This is a genomic window from Nocardia coubleae NBRC 108252 (genome assembly GCF_001612805.1).
GTDB lineage: Bacteria > Actinomycetota > Actinomycetes > Mycobacteriales > Mycobacteriaceae > Nocardia > Nocardia coubleae.
This window is the reverse complement of record NZ_BDBD01000011.1, coordinates 414,977-432,879: the sequence shown is the minus strand read 5'-3', so window position 1 is coordinate 432,879 and position 17,903 is coordinate 414,977. Positions and strand designations below refer to the sequence as shown.

Sequence of the window (17,903 nt, the reverse complement as noted above, 5' to 3'; positions counted from 1 at the left end):
CGACCCCTCAGAGGAAGGAGTCGTCCATCCGAGCGGTGAGTGGACCCGTCGCATCACCGGTATTGCGCACACCGGCAGGTTCGATCAACATCGCCTGCACTTCACCGTCCGCGACCGGACAGTGCTCGACCCCTCGCGGCACCACGAACAACTGCCCCGCCCGCAACACGACGTCACCGTCTCGCATCCGAATGGTCAGCTCGCCCGCGACGACGAAGAACAGCTCGTCGGTCTCGTCGTGTTTGTGCCACACGAACTCACCCTCGAGCTTCACCAGCTTGATCTCGTAATCGTTGACGCGTGCCACCACTTTGGGCGACCACCGCTCCGAAAACGCCGACAGTGTGGACGCGAGGTCGACTACCTTGTTCGCCATACACCGATCCTGTCACTCGACAGACCTGGATACGCACCGGATCTCTACATTCTCCGCATGTTTTCGGCGGATCGGCCGGATAGGTTTCCGGTGTGCGCGAGTCGAAACGGGTGTGGGTGTGGCCAGGGATCTGAGTGTGCGGGACTACTACGGGACCGACCTGCCCACGCATCTGTGCTGGATGTCGGCCAATTGCAAGGTGGCCGTGGTGCGGACCGTCGACGACCAGACGGCGCGTTTTGTGCCCGATTATCTCGGGATTCCCGACGGCGCAATCGGTTACGCGCATCTGGACGGTGAACCGCCCGCCGAGCCGTTCGAGGTGTTCGGGGATCAGCTGTGTCCGAGCATCGAATTGGGCGACGGGTGGTGGTGGCTGGAACGGTGCGGATAGCGGTTCAGCCGAAGTAGGAACTGCGCACGGGGCCGGGGGAGCGGACGGGGGTGCGGGGGCCGAGGAGCCAGGCGTCGGCGGTGGTGCTGACGAAGGTGGTGAAGGTGGGGTCGAGGTCGGGTGGGGTTTCGCCGTCTCCGGAGTCGGGGGTTGGGTCGGCGGCCGCGATTTCGGCGGCGATCTCCGACTCGGGGCGGTCGTCGGCGGGGACCGGTTCGAGGCCGTTCTCGCCGACCCGCTGGGTGGGTGCCCAGGGTGCGATGACGGTCTGGTGGAGCAGGCCGCTGATGTCGGCTGTGACCGGCGGAGGCTGGGTCCAGCAGGTGGCGTGTTCGAACAGGATCTGACCGGGGATGCGCTCGTGCAGGGTGACGATGAGGTCGGGGTCGACGGTGCGCAGGTCGTAGGCGGCGACGAGGGTGTCGGGGGTGCCGGGCTCGTACTCCTGGGTGGGTAGATCGAGGACGCGGGCCGTGGCGAGACCGATAATGCGGTCCGCCCGATCGGGGAGCAGCGACACCGTCCGTGGCGCACGGCCGGCCGCCGACAGCGCGAGACCCACGCGGTGGATGCTGTATCGGCACAGGGCGGCGTTGTCGCCCAGATAGGCCCAGCGCCCGGTCATTCCGGCGTCGAAGCCGTACGGCGACATCGTCGCGAGGTAGCCGCCGGTCAGGGTGAACTGCCAGCCGCGCAGATCCCGATGGTCCAGGGTGCTCACGGCGGCCGCACGATCGGCGCGAATCAGCATGCGGCTCACCCGATCACGGGCGAACACCCAGTCGTCGTCGGGTTCGGGCAGGTCGGCGAACTCGGCGCGGGCAGTCGCCGGATCACCCGCCAGGATCGAGTTGTACACCAGCAGATAGTGTTCCGCCCATTCGCGTGGGCTAGAGGCGTACCGCCCCAACACCTCGACGGCTTCGGCATGACGGTGTTCGTCTTCCAGCGCGGCGACCAGCTCCGCGAGTGCCTGGCGCACAGTGGAATCCACCCGCAACGCTTCGTGCAGAACCGGCACCGCGGCGAACGACAGGCCGTACTCCACACAGTCGTAGCCGAGCATCGTGAGCGCGCGTGCATCGGTGGCGTCGGGGAGTGCCGCCCGCGCGCTGGTCGCCAGCGGCTCCAGCTCGGCGGCGTCGGCCAGCTCGATCAGGAAGGTCACAAGTTCGGGGAGCGGAAGCTGCTCGGCGACCGGCCGCAGTGAACGCACGGACCCGCCGAGATCACCCTGGGCGAGCAACTCGCGAGCTTCGTTCAATTCGATTGTCATCGCCACCATCCTGGGTGAGAAGCGGGCCGGCGGCAACTGAGGAAATCTCAGAACCCGGCAGCTGTCAACCGGCAATCCGCTTCCAGCAGCATCCATGCGCTCAACTGGATCGAGAGGTCATGGGGCGGTTCGGCCGCCGAGTCGCCGAGCCGGCTCAGCCCGGCAGGCAGGGCGACGGGCCGGGACCAGTCCGCTCCGAACAGCGGCAGCCCGTCGACCTCGGCGCGATGCGCCCACGCCGCCCGTGCGGACGCATGCACGATCCCCGCCGCGGTCGTATCACCGAGCGCCAGTGCAGTTTCGGTGAGATAGCGCGCGAGGATACCCATGAACAATCCGGAGTCGTCATCGGTGGCGCCGCTGATCACGCCGTTGTCGGTGAGGAGTTCGGCGACGGCACGCACCAGCTCCCGTGCTCGCTCGCGATACACGGGTTCGCCTGTCCGCAAGGACAATTCGGTATCGAGGCCGATCGCGACACCCTGGCAGTAGGTGTGCACCGTGCGGTCCATCGAGCCGCCCGGCTCGTGCACACCGTCGAGAACCAGCCCGCTGGCGGCATCACGCAGCCGGGTGTGCAGGAACTCCGCGAGCCGCACGGCGCGGGGAAGATCACCGAGCCGAGCCAGGGCGATACCTGTCGGCCCGATCGCGGGCGTGTTGTAGAAGTCGTCGCCGGAGCGCCACGGCACCGCGCCGAGCACCGGATTCCAGCCGTCCACCACCGCGGACCGCAGGTCGGCGAGCGCGTCATCGAACCGCACGTCGAGCAATCGTCGCGCGCGTTCGAGCGCGATCAGCAACCACGCCATGTCGTCGTAGTACCGGTTCGTCCACCCGGTGACATTGCGGGTCCGGATGCCGCGGGCCAGCGCGACCACCCGGTCGACCCGCTCGGGTGTGCGGGCGCGATGGGCGGCGTCGACCGCACAATCGACCAGGTGGGCCTGCCACCAATAGCACCAGCGCCCGAACGACTGATCGGTGAGCGACGCGGGCCAGACCAGCGTGCCGAGCTGCCGCTGCGGCAGCCCCCACAGCGACCGCACATGCCGCGTGACGATCGCCTCCTCGGCCAGATCCGCCCGCCGTCCGCACTCCCCGGGCACCGCCGCGATACCGCGCGTGATCGCCGCCGTCCTGGTCGGCTGGGCCAGGGCGGTGAGCGCCACCGCCGCGCCCGCACCCCACAGCACCCGGCGTCGGCTGATCCCGTCGCCACGCCGTTCCACTCGACTCCCTTGCTGGACATCATCTCCGGGCCCGGCACCGTATCGCCGCTGTCCGGCGCCGGCATGGCGCGCAGCTGAACCGCGCAGGTAGCGCACGAATCGATCCGTTGAACACGGTGAAAGCCCGTCTCGGGAGGCGCCGATACGCGACACGAGAAATGTTCAGCCGCAAGATGTCTCACCATTTTCCCGCCACGACGGATACGGTGGTGCGGTGGCAGGGACGAGATGTCCCACCGGCCCGCTGATCGTGCGGGTGCTCGAAGGCCACGGCGTCGAAGAAACATCAAGCGGTACCGAGCTCGACCATGCGGATACACCGGCGTATTCGTGCGGTTCGGCGGCGGTGGCGCGTTGATGTCGTTGGGGTAGCCAGGATGTGACGAGCACGATGCTGACAAGTAGCCGAAGGCAGCACTTTTCGTGTCGAAGTCGTGTCTTCGCACGAGTCTTCCCCAAAAATGTCCGCGATGCGGTAACTTAGCGGCTGCTTTGCCAATGATTGTCTGTGTGAAAGGAATTGGATTCATGGGATTCGAGGCCACGGGAGCGATCGGCGACCACTACAACGAGGCCGGTGGCGCGTCGAGCCCCCTCGGTGAGCCGATCTCGGCCGAACTGGACGCCCCGGGCGGCGGCAAGTACCAGGAGTTCACCGGCGGCGTCATCTACTTCAAGCTCCCCACCGGAGCCAAGACCGTCTACGGCGCGATCCGGCAGGCGTGGGAGGCCGAGGGCGGCGCGGGTGGCCGTCTCGGCTACCCGACCTCCGACGAGCAGGACATCGAGGGTGGCAAGATCAGCCACTTCGAGAACGGTTCGATCAGCTACTCGATCGCCGACGACGCGGTGACGATCAACGCCTAGCGTGTGATCTTCCCAGGTGGGCACCGATCCGACGGGTCGGTGCCCATCGGCGTATCCAGGGCAGTGATTGCCCGGTGCGTGCGTATTCGGTCCGGCGCGGGGTACACGCCACCCACCTCTGTTGTCGATGATGGGAGGCGTCATGGTGAATGTCGACGAGAAAGGCGCGGCCGGGCGCGGCGGTAAGCTGCACATCCCGCGCAGTCGCGGCGCGCTGGGCGGTCTGGCGGTGCTGCTGCTCGGTATCTGGGGCGCGCTCATACCGTTCATCGGTCCGTACTTCGATTTCGCCTACACCCCGGACGAACCGTGGGTCTGGACGACGGCGCGCGGCTGGCTGCAGGTGCTGCCCGGCGTGGTCGCCATCGTGGGCGGCCTGCTCATGCTGATGAGCCGCAATCGGGTGGTCGCCAGCTTCGGTGCGTGGCTCGGTGTCGCGGCGGGCGCGTGGTTCGTGATCGGACCGTTCCTGGCCGCCTGGTTCCGGCTCGGTGACATGGGTGAACCTGTGGCCGGCTCGGACGTGAAGCGCGCACTGCTGCAGCTGACGTTCTTCTACGGGCTCGGCGCGCTGATCCTGTTCTTCGCCGCGAGCTCGCTTGGCAGGCTGTCGGTGCGCAGCACCCGTGATATCGCCTTCGCCGAGCGCACCCGCGTCGTCGGTGACGATCGGGCTCGCGTGGTGCAGGACGAAGTCGCACCCACCGAGGGAGCGCACACCCGAGGGTTCGGAACGCGCGGTATCCGGCACCGCCCGGTGTGAGCGGTCAGGCGGTCTTGACCGTGACCACCGTGTCGGCGCTGGGGTAGTCGAGGACGCGCAGCCGCCCGGTGACCAGGTCGACGGTATCGGCGACCACGCGACCGGCGCGGCGCGCGTCGTCGGCGAAGCTGGTGCTCACCACCCGGTAGCTGCGCTTGGCGGTGAGCACGACGTCACCGGCGCGCAGGTGACCGGCGGACCGGGGTGCTCCCTCGGCGTCCTCGGCCGCGCCGGTTCCCCTGATGAGCTCGATCAACTTCAGCACTGTGTTCTCCCAGTATGTGAAAACGCCGTCTGACGCCCCGCGCGCCGGGTCGGCGAGCGGTATCCAGCTCTCTGTACCCCGAATCGTGATGGTTGAACCCTCCGATTCCGGGCACTCCTCGCCATTCGGCGGGGCCACGCGCGAGGCGTCCAGGAACCTCCCAGGTCAGACGCAGGTCTGCGCTAGTTTCGCCGGTCACTGTCGGTGTCATGACAGACACAGAGACCGCCAGCTGGGCGGCAACCGTGGCCGAGGTGATCACCGCCCCCGGGGTGGACGTGGTCGTCCCGGTGCACAACGAGGAAAACGACCTGGCCGACTGCGTGCGCAGGCTGCACGCCTTCCTGCGTGACGGGTTCCCGTTCAGTGCGCGCATCACCATCGCCGACAACGCTTCCACCGACAACACGCTGTTGATCGCCGAACATCTGGCTGCCGAACTCGATGGCGTGCGGGTGGTGCACCTGGACCGCAAGGGCCGGGGGCGGGCGCTGCACGCGGTGTGGAGCAGCTCCGATGCCCAGGTGGTCGCCTATATGGATGTTGACCTGTCGACCGATCTCAATGCCCTGTTGCCGCTCGTCGCGCCGCTGTTGTCGGGGCATTCCGATATCGCGATCGGTTCCCGGCTCGCCACGTATGCGCGGGTGGTGCGCGGGCCCAAACGGGAGCTGATCTCGCGCGGCTACAACCTGCTGCTGCGCACCTGCCTGCAGGTGCGGTTCTCCGACGCTCAATGCGGCTTCAAGGCGATGCGTGCGGAGGTGGCGCGCGAGCTGCTGCCATTGGTGCGCGATCGTGAGTGGTTCTTCGACACCGAGGTGCTCGTGCTGGCCGAGCGGGCGGGGCTGCGCATCCACGAGGTGCCCGTCGACTGGATCGATGATCCCGACAGCCGCGTCGACATCGTCGACACCGCGCGCAAGGATCTGCTGGGGATGTGGCGGGTCGGCCGGGAGATGGTGAGCGGGCGCCTGCCGGTGGCGGAGCTGCGGGCCGCGATCGGACGAGAACCCCTGGTCGACGGTGTGCCGGTGGGCATGGTGGGGCAGCTGATGCGTTTCGCCGTCGTCGGGGTGCTGTCGACGCTGGCCTATGTGGTGCTGTATCTGCTGATGCAACCGGCCGTCGGCGCGCAGGCGGCGAATCTGGGCGCCCTGCTGGTGACGGCCGTGGCGAACACCGCGACCAACCGCGCCTTCACCTTCGGCATCCGTGGCCCGGAAAGGCTTGCGGCGCAGCATGTTCAGGGACTGCTGATCTTCCTGTTCGGTCTGCTGATCACCAGCGGGTCGTTGTTCGCGCTGCATCGGTGGGCGGCGGGCGCGTCGGTGCAGGTCGAGCTGGCTGTACTTGTCGTCGCGAATTGCGTTGCCACGCTAGCTCGTTTCATCGGACTCCGCTGGGTGTTCCGTGGTGCGGGTGATCGCCGATGACCGCGCTGATGACGAAGCCGGCGGCCGAACCGGTAGCCGACACCCCGCTGACCCGACCACGTTGGGAATTTCCGGCTCTAGCCGTGCTGCTGATCGGTACCGCGGCGGCCTACCTGTGCAACCTGACCGCCAACGGCTGGGCCAACTCGTTCTACGCGGCCGCCGTGCAGGCCGGCTCCGTGTCGTGGAAGGCGTTCTTCTTCGGATCGTCGGACGCGGCGAACGCAATCACGGTCGACAAGACACCGGCCGCACTGTGGCCGATGGAATTGTCGGCGCGAATATTCGGGTTCAGCAGCTGGAGCATGCTGGCACCGCAGGTGCTGCTCGGTGTCGCGTCGGTGGCGCTGTTGTGGGCGACGGTTCGCCGCTACCACGGTGCGGCGGCCGGTCTACTCGCCGGTCTCGCTCTTGCCCTGACTCCGGTGGCCGCGTTGATGTTCCGCTTCAACAACCCCGACGCACTGCTGGTGTTCCTGATGATCGCCGCGGCCTGGGCCATGTTGCGGGCCACCGAATCCGGGCGTTGGCGCTGGCTGGTGCTGTGTGGGCTGTTCATGGGATTCGGCTTCCTGGCCAAACAGCTGCAGGTGTTGCTCGTGCTCCCGGCGCTGGCTCTGGTGTACCTGTTCGCGGGGCCGCCGAAGCTGGGTACCCGGCTGCTGCAACTGTTGGCCGCCGGTGCGGCGATGGTTGTGGGTGCGGGTTGGTGGGTGCTGATCGCGCAGTTGTGGCCGGTCGACTCGCGACCGTACTTCGGTGGCTCCCAGAACAATTCGATCATCGAGCTGACCCTTGGCTACAACGGCCTCGGTCGTCTCAGTGGTGACGAGACGGGCAGCGTCGGTCCCGGTGGTGAACTTCCCGCCGGTGGCAACGGAATGTGGGGGCAGACCGGTATCACCCGCTTGTTCGACTCCGCTCAGGGTGGGCAGATCGCGTGGTTGCTGCCTGCCGCGCTGATCCTCGCCGTCGTGGCACTGGTCTTCTACGGCCGCGTACCGCGCACCGATCTGCGACGGGCATCGGTAATGCTCTGGGGCGGTTGGCTGCTCGTGACCGGGCTGGTCTTCAGCTTCATGAAGGGGATCTTCCACCAGTACTACACGGTCGCCCTCGCGCCTGCGGTCGCCGCGCTGACCGCGATCGGCGCTGTCATGCTCTGGCAGCACCGCGACCGGATGGCGGCTCGTGTGTGCGCCGCCGCGATGATGGGCGTGACCACGGCCACGGCCTGGATATTGCTGTCGCGCACCAGCGATTTCGTGCCTTGGCTGCGATGGGTGATCCTGGTCGGCGGTCTCGGTGCGGTGCTCGCGCTGCTGCTTCCGCCCGCACCGAAACGGTCGGCGTTCGCGGCGCTGCTTGCCGGGACCGTCGCACTGAGCGGGCCCGCCGCCTACACCGCCGAGACCATCGCCTCGGTCAATGCCGGGTCCATTCCCAGCGCGGGCCCGGAAGTCCGGGACGGACGGGGTATGCCAGGACCCGGTGGCGAAATGCCGGACGGGCGAGGCGGAATGGGAGGTCGCGCCAACGCGACGATGGGCGGCACAGTGCCCGCAGGTGGAGATCCCGGCAACGGTTCAGGTCGGGGCGGTGCACCGAGCGGGACGGCCGAGACAACTGCGCCCGATGGGGGTGCTGGTGGAAGTGCTGGGCCGAACGGCGGGGCCGACGGCGGTGGCTTCCTCGGCGGCGCGAGCCAGGTGAGCGACAAGATGATCGCGCTGCTCACCGACGACGCGGTCGACTACACCTGGATCGCGGCGGCCACCGGCTCGAACTCGGCCGCCACCTACCAGCTGGCCACCGAACTGCCGGTGATGTCGCTGGGCGGGTTCAACGGCAGCGACCCGTTCCCCACGCTCGCTCAGTTCGAGCAGTACGTGGCCGACGGCCGGATCCACTACTTCATCGCGGGCGGCGGCGGTGGCCCTGGAGCCCGGGGCGACGATGCGATCACCGCCTGGGTCGCGGCGAACTTCACCGCCGTGCAGGTCGACGGCGTCACCGTCTACGACCTGACCAGCTGAACGGCGGGGTACGCGACGTCCACGAGGCCGTCGCGTACCCCGTTCACAGGAAACGCCCAGTTTCCTTCCAGGTCCGTGTGCGGTGGGCCAGCCATGCTGAATCCATGACCGCCGAACCACCCGAAGCCCGCATCCTCGTCGTCGACGACGAGCCGATGATCGTCGAGCTGCTGAGCACCAGCCTGCGATTCCAGGGTTTCGAGGTGGCGACGGCCGCCGACGGTGCGGCCGCGCTCGACGCCGCGCGCCGCTTCCGCCCCGATGCCTTGGTCGTGGACGTGATGATGCCGGGCATGGACGGCTTCACCCTGCTGCGCAGGTTGCGTGCCGACGGTGTCCAGGCACCCGTGCTGTTCCTGACCGCCCGCGACCAGACCGAGGCCAAACTGACCGGTCTCGGTCTCGGCGCCGACGACTACGTGACCAAACCGTTCAGCCTCGAGGAGGTGATCGCCCGCATCCGGGTGATCCTGCGCCGTGCGGGCACGGTCGCTCCGCAACGGAATCCCCGGTTGCGCGTCGCCGACATCGAGCTCGACGACGAGAGCCACGAAGTGTGGAAGGCGGGGGAGCCGGTGAGCTTGTCGCCGACCGAATTCACGCTCCTGCGCTACTTCATGGTGAACGCGGGCAAGGTGCTGAGCAAGCCGATGATCCTGGATCACGTGTGGCACTACGACTTCGGCGGTGACGCGAATATCGTCGAGTCGTATGTGTCGTATCTGCGGCGCAAGATCGACACCACCGAACCCAAACTCATCCATACGCTGCGCAGCGTCGGCTACGTGCTGCGGGAACCGAGGTGAGTGTCTCGGCTCGGGTCGCACGGCGTTTCGCCGCTGTGCCGCTGCGTGTCGGCCTGGTGGTCGTGCTGCTCGCGCTCGCGACGGTGGTGCTCACCGCGGTGGGGGCGGTGGTCACCTCGGTGATGTCGAACTCGCTCACCGACCGGGTCGACGAACAGCTGATCGATGCCGCGCGAACCTGGGCGCAACCGAGAGCGATGAAGCAGGTCACCGACTCGGCGGGCAACACCCGCTGGGTGCCCGCCGACGCACCGGATGTCGTGCCGATGGAAGGGGAGCAGCCGCGCCGGTTCGCCGAGATTCGCACCGGGCCCGACGGCGAGGTCTATCTCGAGTCGCCCGGCGCCACCGACGGCTCGTTCGGACTGCCGGATGTCACCGGTGACGCGCGGGGCCCGCGCACGGTCGGCTCGCGCAGCGGTCCCGACACCGACTGGCGGGTGCTGACCACCACGAACGGCCACGGCTCGGTCACTGTCGGGCTGTCGCTGTCGGAAACCCGGCAGACGATCACGGGCCTGCTTCTGGTGCAGGTCGTCGCGGGCGTCGCCGCGTTGCTGCTGCTCGGCGTCGTCGGCTATCTGGTGGTGCAGTGGAGCCTTCGCCCGTTGCGCGCGGTGGAGGAGACAGCGGCCGCCATCGCCGACGGTGATCTGCACCGCCGTGTTCCGGTGCGCGGTGTCGACACCGAGGTCGATCATCTCGCCCGCTCACTGAATGTGATGCTCACCCGGATCCAGGACGGCGTCGCCGCGACCGAGGCCTCCGAGGCGGCGGCGCGGCGTTCCGAGGCGAGGATGCGTGAGTTCGTCGCCGACGCCAGCCACGAATTGCGCACCCCGCTCACCACCATCCGGGGATTCGCCGAGCTGTACCGGCACGGGCACCGCACCGACCCCGAGACCCTGTTCGGCCGGATCGAGGCCGAGTCCATCCGGATGGGCGGCCTGGTCGGCGACCTGCTGATGCTGGCCGATCTCGACGCCAACCGGCCCCTCGAGCGGGCGCCCGTCGACCTGCTGGCCCTGGCGCGCGACGCGGTGGGCGATGCCCACGCCCACGATGCCGGACAGCCCGTCGCACGCGCGATCGAGCTGGAAGTCGCCGGTGACGGAGCCATGGTCGTGGTCGGGGACGAGGCAAGACTGCGACAGGTCATGGCGAACCTGCTGGGCAATGCGCTCACGCATACTCCGCCAGGAACCCCGGTCACCGTGCGTCTACGCCCCGGGGACGACGAGGTCGCCATCGATGTCGTCGACGAAGGGCCCGGTCTGCCGGCCGAGGCCGCGTCGCGCGTGTTCGAACGGTTCTATCGCACCGACGACTCGCGCACACGGTCCAGCGGGGGCTCAGGTCTCGGGCTGTCGATCGTCGCGGCGCTGGTGGCGGCCCACGGTGGGCGCGTCGGTGTCGAGAGCAGGCCCGGTCGGGGCGCCACGTTCACCGTGGTGCTGCCCCGCGACATGCGCTGACTACGCCGTGACCGGGGCAGGCTCCCGGTGCACCGCCCGGCGGCTGACGAGCGCGCCGAACAGCGTGGCCAGGGGCGTCATGAGCACGGCGTATACGGCGGCGGGCACCGCGATGCGCGCACTGTCGAGGACGGTGATGGCCAGGGTGATGGCGATCGCGCTGTTGTGCACGCCGACCTCCATCGACGACGCGATCGCCTGCGGCGGGCTCACCCCGAACGCGAGCGGCACCAGGTAACCGGTGGTGAGGCTGATGACGCAGAACACCATGGTGATCGCGCCGACATCGAGGAAGTAGCCGCCGATCGCCGCCCGGTCCGCGATCATCGTGACCGCCACGATCACCGCGAGGATCAGCACCGACGCGATGCGCACCGGCAGGTCCATGCGGGCCGCGAACCCCGGCGCCCGCCGCCGCACCTGCATGCCGATCAGGACCGGGATCAGCACGATCGCGATCACCTGCACGGTCTTGCCGAATTGCAGCCCCAACTGGCCCGTCTCGTTCTCGGCGAACTGGTGGACGGCCAGATTCGTGACCAGCGGGACGGTCACCACACACAGCATCGAATTGACCGCGGTGAGCGTCACATTCAGTGCCACGTCACCACGGAACAGGTGACTGAACAGATTCGCGGTCGCCCCGCCCGGCGAGGCGGCGAGCAGCATCATCCCCACCGCGAGCAACGGCTCGAGGTCGAACAGCATCACCAACCCGAACGCCACCGCGGGCAACACGATCACCTGACACACCAGGGCCACCGCGACGGCTTTCGGCGCCCGGGCGACCCGCGTGAAATCGGCCCCGGTCAGCGACAGGCCGAGCCCGAACATGATGACGGCCAGCGCCGGCGGCAGAGCCGTGGAAAGAAACGAGGAGTTCATGCACCACCGATCGTCGCGGAAACCCCCACCTTATGCGGCAACAGCTTTCGCCACACCGCTGTTCGAACGAACCCGGGTCCGGGCAGCGTCGGACAGCGATGTGGCGACAGTCCATGAGCAGGTCTCAGGCGGCGAGGGCGTGGGAGTCGCGCGGCCACCGTCGATGTGCTGCGTCGATGACGTAGGGATGGGTGTGCTGGTAGAGCCGGTCGGTGATGCGAACGGCGTCGGCCAGGCGCGCGGGGTCGATTGTTCCGATCTCGTGCAGATGGGTGATCTCGGCCGGGTCGTGGCGGGGCCAGGACCGCAGCGCGACCGTGGTACCGAGGGCGGCCAGCCCGAGCAGCACCAGCCAGGTGGTCGTGAAACCGGCTGCGGTGGTGAGCCATCCCGCGATCGGATAGGTGAGCAACCACGCAAGGTGCGACAGCGAGAACTGCGCGGCGAACAACGCGGCCCGGTCGGCGGGTTGCGAGGACCGCCGCAGAATCTGCCCGGTCGGGGTCAGGACGGCGGCAGTGCCCGCCCCGATCACGGCCCACACGGCGCCTGCCGCGATCCAGCGCCACTGTCCCGCCGCGGCGTTCGACAGCGCGACGGCCCCGCCGAGCCCGGTCATCAGGGTGGCCGCACCGCTCAGCATCACCGGCCGGGGCCCGACCCGGTCGAGCAGCCGCGGCAACGACAGCGCCACCACCATGGTGCCGAAACCGTTGGCGGCCAGCAGGATCGCGACACCGGTCTGCGAACCGCCGAGCGTGTCGCGCACATAGTTGACGGTGTTGACCATGATGACCGACCCCGCCGCCGCGACCACCAGGTTCAACCCGAGCAGCCCACGCAGCCGAGGCGTCGCGGCGAAGATCCGCATCCCCACCGCGATCCGCTGCCGGAAGCTGCCACCGGTGGTCGCACCCGCGTCGGGAATCCTGGTGGAGACCACGAGGACGGCCGAGACCACGAAGCCGATGGCGGTGCCGACGAACAGCCAGTGGAAGCTGATCAGGGTGAGTGCCGCCGCCGCGAGCATCGGGCTGAGCAGCGTCTCCATGGTCGCGGCCAGCTGGGCCGCCGACAGCGCCCGGGTGTAGTCGCGTTCGTCGGGCAGGATGTCGGGGATCACCGCCTGATACGTGGGAGTGAAGGCCGCCGAGGCGGTCTGCAGCACGGCGATGAGTACGTAGATGTGCCAGATCTGGTCGATGAAGGGCAGCGCGAGCACCACGGCACCGCGCACCGCATTGAGCGAGACGAGGAAGAGCCTGCGCGGGAACCGATCGGCATAGGCCGCGACGATCGGGGCGACGGTGACGTACACCAGCATCTTGATGGTGAGCGCGGTGCCGAGCACGGCGCCTGCGTCGGCGCCCGCCAGTTCGTAGGCGAGCAGACCGAGTGCGACCGTGGTCAACCCGGTGCCGAACAGCGCCGTCATCTGGGCGGTGAACAGCCGGAGATAGTCGCGGTTGGCGAACAGCGAGGTGATCATGCTCTGAAGGTACGACTTCGCGGCCGGAAAGTAAACCCCTAGGGGGTATAGGTATCGAATTTGCGGATTCGAGCCCGATAGCTCCCTGACCGGGTGCGATAGGGGATACTTCGCAGGTGACGTTGAGTGAAGAATCAGTACCGGACGCGGTCACCGCGATCAGCCAGGTGATCGGCGCCGAGGCCTGTTCGGGCATCGGCTCGTTCCAGTTCTGGTTCGCCGACGGGCGCTGGGAATGGTCCGACGAGCTCGCCGAGATCTACGGCTACGGCCCCGGTGAGGTCGAGCCGACCACCGAGCTGCTGCTGTCCCACAAGCACCCCGACGACCAGCAGGATCTCGGCACCGCAATCACCTGCGCCATCGACGCGGGCGAACCGGTCTGCGGCAGGCACCGCATCATCGACACCCGAGGCGCGGAGCACGAGGTGATCATCGTCGGCGACCACCTCACCGACGACGACGGCACGGTGATCGGCACCACCGGGTACTACATCGACGTCACCCAGCGTCTGGAAGAGGAACGCAAGGAGACCCTCGACGAGACCCTGCCCGAACTGATCGAGGCGCGCGCCGCCATCGAACAGGCCAAGGGGGTACTGGTCCTCATGTACGGCGTCGGCCCCGACCAGGCGTTCAAAGTGCTGCGCTGGCGCTCCCAGGAGACGAATACCAAACTCCGCGACCTCGCAGCCCAGCTCGTCGAAGACGCCCGCGGCCTCGAACCCCAGGTGCCGGGTTGCCGAACCCGCTTCGATCACCTGCTGCTGACCGCGCACGAACGGGTCGATCAGACCTGATCCGGTAGCGGAATCCGGCTGTATACCAGACTTTTTCGGGTTCCCGGCGAGCCGTCGCCGCGTCGCCACGCAGTGCTAGTGTGCGAATCGTCGGCGCCCTCTGTGCCGCGTTGATCGATGGGAGTAATCGGTATGGGTGTCAGTTTGTCCAAGGGTGGCAACGTCTCGCTGACCAAGGCGGCGCCGAACCTCACCGCCGTGGCGGTCGGTCTCGGCTGGGATCTGCGGACCACCACCGGCACGGACTTCGACCTCGACGCCAGCGCCATCGCGCTCGGCGCCGACAAGAAGGTCGTGTCCGACAAGCACTTCGTGTTCTTCAACAACCTGAAGTCCCCCGAGGGCGCGATCGAGCACATCGGTGACAACCGCACCGGTGAGGGTGAGGGCGATGACGAGGTCGTCAACGTCGACCTGGCCAATACCCCGCCGACCATCGAGAGCATCGTCTTCCCGGTCTCGATCTACGACGGCGTCACCCGTAACCAGTCCTTCGGTCAGGTCCGCAACGCCTACATCCGCGTGGTCGACCAGGCCAACGGCGAGGAACTGGCCCGCTACGACCTGTCCGAGGACGCCTCGACCGAAACCGCCATGGTCTTCGGTGAGCTGTACCGCAACGGCGCCGAATGGAAGTTCCGTGCTATCGGCCAGGGCTACGCCTCAGGCCTCGAGGGCATCGCCCGCGATTTCGGCGTCAACCTCTGATTCGCCCCGCACCGGGGCCGGCAACGCGGTCCCGGTGCGCTTCGTCCTGCTGCTCCGAGCTTCCGAGTCTCAGGGCATTTCGACGGTTTCCGCCCGGGCGATCTCGCCGATGGCACGGATGATGCTGTCGCGCGTGGGGACGCGGGTTGCCTCGGCGAGATGGGAGATCAGCAGGACGGCGGCGGGGTGCGGATCGGCCGGTGGGTGGTCGGGATGTTCGTCGATGCCGAGGGCGCCGGTGAGGGCGGTGGCGACGGTGGTGGGGTCGAGGCCGGGAAGCCAGGGGATCGACTGGCGGATCACGTCGGTCAAGACGGAGCGGATGTCGTCGGCGGCGAGACCGTCGGGGTGGGCTGCCTCGAGAAGTTCGCGAATCACGGCAGACAAGACGACGGTCACCTGGTCGGTCGGGAGCTCTGCGAGATCACCGATGTGTTCGCGGAAGGCGCATTCGTCCCGGGTTCGCGCGGCCTCGACGGATGCCGCGACAGTAGCCGCGATCGCGCGGGCCGACGACGGCCATTCGGACGGCCACATGGTGCTCCTCGCAAATCGGATCGCGCACGGGGACGGCGCGGGTCGGTCCCAAGCCTAGCGAGTGGGGAAGCCCACCCTCGTGGCTGCGGCGTCGGTTACATTCGAAGAGCATCGCACCGGCGACGGGGGGCATGGCATGTGGGTGCTGCCGCAGTCCGACCACGACTGTTTCCGTGAGGCCGCACTGCTCGCCTGCGCGTTGATCGGTGCCGACCCCGTCTATCTCGATGCGAATTTCCAGCTCCTCGAGCATTATTCGGCATCGGCGCGCACCGATCCACACCTCGGCGTCGAACATGTCTCCGCGCACCTGCGTCACCACGATCGCGACGGAACCGTGCGTGAAGGCTGGGCACAGGTTCGTGCCGACCTGTCCGGCCGGCTGTACGACGCTCCGCCGCCCGATACACACTGGCGCGATATCGATATCGACCTGACGCGCACTCCGGCACGTGACCGTCTCGCGGCGCTGGCACCCCGGGCCCTCCGGATCGACGACGAAAACCTCACGCATCTCCAGACTTTCATCCGCAACGCGGTCACCGTCACCACAGCGGCGCCGCCGCTGGGGGCCGGTCTGCTCGCCCTCGCCCGCGAGTTGCGGGTCGGTGCCCTCGCCCGGCCCGGCATGGATCCGCACGACCTGATCGACGCGCAGCAGCAACGGCTGATCACCGCGGTCTGGGAGCAGCGTGAACTCGGCCGCGCCGATGGCGCCCTCGCAGCTGACGTGCTCACCGCGGTAATGCTCGGCGCCGCAGCCGCCCAGGACACCGGGATCGCCGAGTGGGCGCGTTATCTGGCCGAGGCCGACACGTACCTCACCACCGCCCGACCGATCTCGCCGCTCATCGAGCGCGCGGTGCGAGACGGTCACCAATCCATCGTCGAACAACTCGCCACCGGTTTTCTCTCAGCGGGCGAGCAGCGGCGTGACGCCGCCCTCGACCAGCCGACTTACGACCGCGGCGGGTTCGCCAAGGCGCTCTACGACGCCTACCCCTATCTGCACGCGGCGCGAACGCTCGCCGCCGCTCTCGTCGCGGTCACCGGAGAGCAAGCGCATCGTCGCACTCTTCAGGTCGCCGACGAATGGGCGGTCCGCGTGGTCGACGGCCTCTTCCACCAGTGGTTCGACCTCGACGGCACCATCCTGAGCCAGGAACGCGCCGTCCTCGCCGCCGCCGTCGCGGCGGGCGACCGGCGCCGCGTCCGCAGTATTCTCCTGCACGGCGAAACCGCTCTCCTGCGCCCCAGATCCGCACGCGCACATCTGCTTCCGACCACGAAGGGCGATACATGACCGACCTCGAATCCGCTGCCGCCGCACTCGCCGACGAACTCGCGATCGACCTGCCCCGGCTGCAACCAGCAGGTCAGGTGCGCTTCGATCCGGCCACGCTCGGCGCTGTGGTCGGGCTGTGGCTGCTGAAGAACGTGGCCGACGGCGTCGCCGAAGCGATCAAGGAGGGCTCGAAATCCGGCACCGAGTCCCTCGCGCAGCGGATCGGTGCCGCGATCCGTCGCCGGGTCCGCGGCGACCTCCCCGGGGCGATGGACTCCGGCGCCGACGACCGTGCGTTGGACAACGCCGTCGTCGCCGCTGAATCCGCATGGGACGACGCGCATTCCGCGCGCGCGATCACCGCTGTCCCGACCGGCGATCTGATCGCGGAGGCCGTGGACAACGTCACCGCCGCCTTGATCGAGTCCGGTCTGCCGCCGGCCTCGGCTGCCCGCGTGGGCGCGGTCCTGCGCACCGAACTCCGCCTCCTTCTCGATAAGGGATAGCTTGTCGCATAATCAATTCTCAGAACATCAGGTTTTGAGAATTCGATAGGCGGTCGCGCGGGATACCGCGAACCGGTGGGCGAGTTCCTCGGCGCCGACTCCGGAGCGGTGGAGTTCCCGCGCCAGCTCGACCTGCTCGGCTGTGAGCGCCGCCGGGCGTCCCCCGTTGCGCCCCCGAGCCGGCCCACCCGCCCGTCGAACGGCGGATTCGCCGAGCAGTGCTCGCGCGCCGTCCAGGATCAAGCCACGCAGCCGTTCGATCGGTGCGTCACGGAACAGCACCACCGGATCGGCCAGCCCGGCGACCACCTGACACGCTCGCACGCGCTGTTCCAGCCCGGCTCCCGGCCCCGCGACGAGGTCGTTGGCCAGCGCGATCGCCGCCCGGAAACGGTCGGCGATCGGCGCCTGGACGAGCAGGCTCATGTCTTTGACGAGCATGGTGAGTGTCTGCCGGTGGCGCAGATGCACATCGACATATCCCTCGATGGTCCGCCACCGCACGTCCTCGGCATCGGTGCCGGCCTCCGCCGCGGCCAGGGTCGCTTCCAGCTCGTCCAGCAGGGGGACGGTGAGCTGGTGCAGGATCGCCTCTTTGGAGTCGAAGTGGTAGTAGAGGGCGGCCTTGGTGATGCCCACCTCGTCGGCGATGGCCTGCATCGAGGTCGCCCGGTAACCGCGCGCGGCGAACAGGGAACGCGCGGCCGCGAGAATTCGCTCGGATGTCATCGCAACACTTACCTCGGGTCAGTTCGGACGCTACGATT

Annotated in this window: 20 protein-coding genes; 12 read left to right on the top strand and 8 right to left on the bottom strand. The window is 68.2% G+C overall.

Annotation, left to right across the window (positions count from 1 at the left end):
* Positions 1–7: 7 nt before the first annotated feature.
* Positions 8–376: a cupin domain-containing protein gene (locus NCO8_RS10960; protein WP_067638663.1), complete on the bottom strand. Its 369-nt coding sequence runs from the start codon at positions 374–376 to the stop codon at positions 8–10.
* A 118-nt stretch (positions 377–494) separates the two neighbouring features.
* On the opposite strand from NCO8_RS10960, the gene NCO8_RS10955 reads away from it, so the two are divergent.
* Positions 495–770 (top strand): hypothetical protein, encoded by a 276-nt coding sequence (locus NCO8_RS10955; protein WP_157104867.1) that lies wholly within the window; start codon positions 495–497, stop codon positions 768–770.
* A 4-nt stretch (positions 771–774) separates the two neighbouring features.
* Here NCO8_RS10955 and NCO8_RS10950 read toward each other — a convergent pair whose 3' ends face one another.
* Together NCO8_RS10950 and NCO8_RS10945 are read right to left on the bottom strand one after the other, a co-directional pair.
* On the bottom strand, positions 775–2,046 hold the full coding sequence (locus tag NCO8_RS10950; protein ID WP_218022661.1) for a tetratricopeptide repeat protein: 1,272 nt from the start codon (positions 2,044–2,046) through the stop codon (positions 775–777).
* Positions 2,047–2,093: 47 nt separating this feature from the next.
* Entirely contained in the window at positions 2,094–3,278 is a 1,185-nt protein-coding gene (locus tag NCO8_RS10945) for a glycoside hydrolase family 76 protein (RefSeq protein ID WP_067638658.1), read from the bottom strand.
* 214 nt (positions 3,279–3,492) lie between these two features.
* Here NCO8_RS10945 and NCO8_RS31250 point away from each other — a divergent pair, with 214 nt between their 5' ends.
* The 3 genes from NCO8_RS31250 to NCO8_RS10935 all read left to right on the top strand — a co-directional run bounded on the left by NCO8_RS31250 (position 3,493) and on the right by NCO8_RS10935 (position 4,908).
* Positions 3,493–3,636, top strand: coding sequence for a hypothetical protein (locus tag NCO8_RS31250; protein WP_157104663.1), 144 nt, complete (start codon positions 3,493–3,495; stop codon positions 3,634–3,636).
* A gap of 170 nt (positions 3,637–3,806) precedes the next feature.
* On the top strand, positions 3,807–4,145 hold the full coding sequence (locus NCO8_RS10940) for an LGFP repeat-containing protein (protein ID WP_067489573.1): 339 nt from the start codon (positions 3,807–3,809) through the stop codon (positions 4,143–4,145).
* A 142-nt stretch (positions 4,146–4,287) separates the two neighbouring features.
* A complete protein-coding gene (locus NCO8_RS10935; RefSeq protein ID WP_067638657.1) occupies positions 4,288–4,908 on the top strand; it encodes a hypothetical protein in 621 nt (206 codons plus the stop codon).
* 4 nt (positions 4,909–4,912) lie between these two features.
* On the opposite strand, the gene NCO8_RS10930 is transcribed toward NCO8_RS10935, so the two are convergent.
* Entirely contained in the window at positions 4,913–5,173 is a 261-nt protein-coding gene (locus NCO8_RS10930; RefSeq protein WP_067638656.1) for a hypothetical protein, read from the bottom strand.
* 209 nt (positions 5,174–5,382) lie between these two features.
* Here NCO8_RS10930 and NCO8_RS10925 point away from each other — a divergent pair, with 209 nt between their 5' ends.
* The 4 genes from NCO8_RS10925 to NCO8_RS10910 all read left to right on the top strand — a co-directional run bounded on the left by NCO8_RS10925 (position 5,383) and on the right by NCO8_RS10910 (position 10,926).
* Positions 5,383–6,609 (top strand): bifunctional glycosyltransferase family 2/GtrA family protein, encoded by a 1,227-nt coding sequence (locus NCO8_RS10925; RefSeq protein WP_067638654.1) that lies wholly within the window; start codon positions 5,383–5,385, stop codon positions 6,607–6,609.
* Entirely contained in the window at positions 6,606–8,645 is a 2,040-nt protein-coding gene (locus NCO8_RS10920; protein WP_067638652.1) for a glycosyltransferase family 39 protein, read from the top strand. The genes NCO8_RS10925 and NCO8_RS10920 overlap by 4 nt, the downstream gene beginning before the upstream one ends.
* Positions 8,646–8,749: 104 nt before the next feature.
* Positions 8,750–9,451, top strand: a complete 702-nt coding sequence (locus NCO8_RS10915) for a response regulator transcription factor (RefSeq protein ID WP_067638650.1) — start codon at positions 8,750–8,752, stop codon at positions 9,449–9,451.
* A complete protein-coding gene (locus NCO8_RS10910; RefSeq protein ID WP_245655307.1) occupies positions 9,448–10,926 on the top strand; it encodes a sensor histidine kinase in 1,479 nt (492 codons plus the stop codon). Before NCO8_RS10915 ends, NCO8_RS10910 begins: the two co-directional genes overlap by 4 nt.
* Here the strand turns inward: NCO8_RS10910 and NCO8_RS10905 are convergent, their stop codons facing one another.
* A complete protein-coding gene (locus tag NCO8_RS10905) occupies positions 10,927–11,811 on the bottom strand; it encodes a bile acid:sodium symporter family protein (RefSeq protein WP_067638648.1) in 885 nt (294 codons plus the stop codon).
* 124 nt (positions 11,812–11,935) lie between these two features.
* Positions 11,936–13,300, bottom strand: a complete 1,365-nt coding sequence (locus NCO8_RS10900) for an MFS transporter (RefSeq protein ID WP_067638646.1) — start codon at positions 13,298–13,300, stop codon at positions 11,936–11,938.
* 116 nt (positions 13,301–13,416) lie between these two features.
* On the opposite strand from NCO8_RS10900, the gene NCO8_RS10895 reads away from it, so the two are divergent.
* Positions 13,417–14,100: a PAS and ANTAR domain-containing protein gene (locus tag NCO8_RS10895; protein WP_067638644.1), complete on the top strand. Its 684-nt coding sequence runs from the start codon at positions 13,417–13,419 to the stop codon at positions 14,098–14,100.
* Between the two features lie 132 nt (positions 14,101–14,232).
* The gene (locus tag NCO8_RS10890; RefSeq protein ID WP_067638642.1) at positions 14,233–14,808 is read left to right on the top strand and encodes a TerD family protein; all 576 of its coding nucleotides are present in this window, start codon (positions 14,233–14,235) and stop codon (positions 14,806–14,808) included.
* 69 nt (positions 14,809–14,877) lie between these two features.
* Here the strand turns inward: NCO8_RS10890 and NCO8_RS10885 are convergent, their stop codons facing one another.
* The gene (locus NCO8_RS10885) at positions 14,878–15,345 is read right to left on the bottom strand and encodes a hypothetical protein (protein ID WP_067638640.1); all 468 of its coding nucleotides are present in this window, start codon (positions 15,343–15,345) and stop codon (positions 14,878–14,880) included.
* 136 nt (positions 15,346–15,481) lie between these two features.
* On the opposite strand from NCO8_RS10885, the gene NCO8_RS10880 reads away from it, so the two are divergent.
* Together NCO8_RS10880 and NCO8_RS10875 are read left to right on the top strand one after the other, a co-directional pair.
* Entirely contained in the window at positions 15,482–16,648 is a 1,167-nt protein-coding gene (locus tag NCO8_RS10880) for a hypothetical protein (protein WP_067638638.1), read from the top strand.
* Complete coding sequence (locus tag NCO8_RS10875) at positions 16,645–17,136, top strand: hypothetical protein (RefSeq protein ID WP_067638636.1); 492 nt, start codon at positions 16,645–16,647, stop codon at positions 17,134–17,136. Before NCO8_RS10880 ends, NCO8_RS10875 begins: the two co-directional genes overlap by 4 nt.
* A gap of 27 nt (positions 17,137–17,163) precedes the next feature.
* Here NCO8_RS10875 and NCO8_RS10870 read toward each other — a convergent pair whose 3' ends face one another.
* Positions 17,164–17,865, bottom strand: a complete 702-nt coding sequence (locus NCO8_RS10870) for a TetR family transcriptional regulator (protein WP_067638634.1) — start codon at positions 17,863–17,865, stop codon at positions 17,164–17,166.
* Between the last annotated feature and the right edge of the window lie 38 nt (positions 17,866–17,903).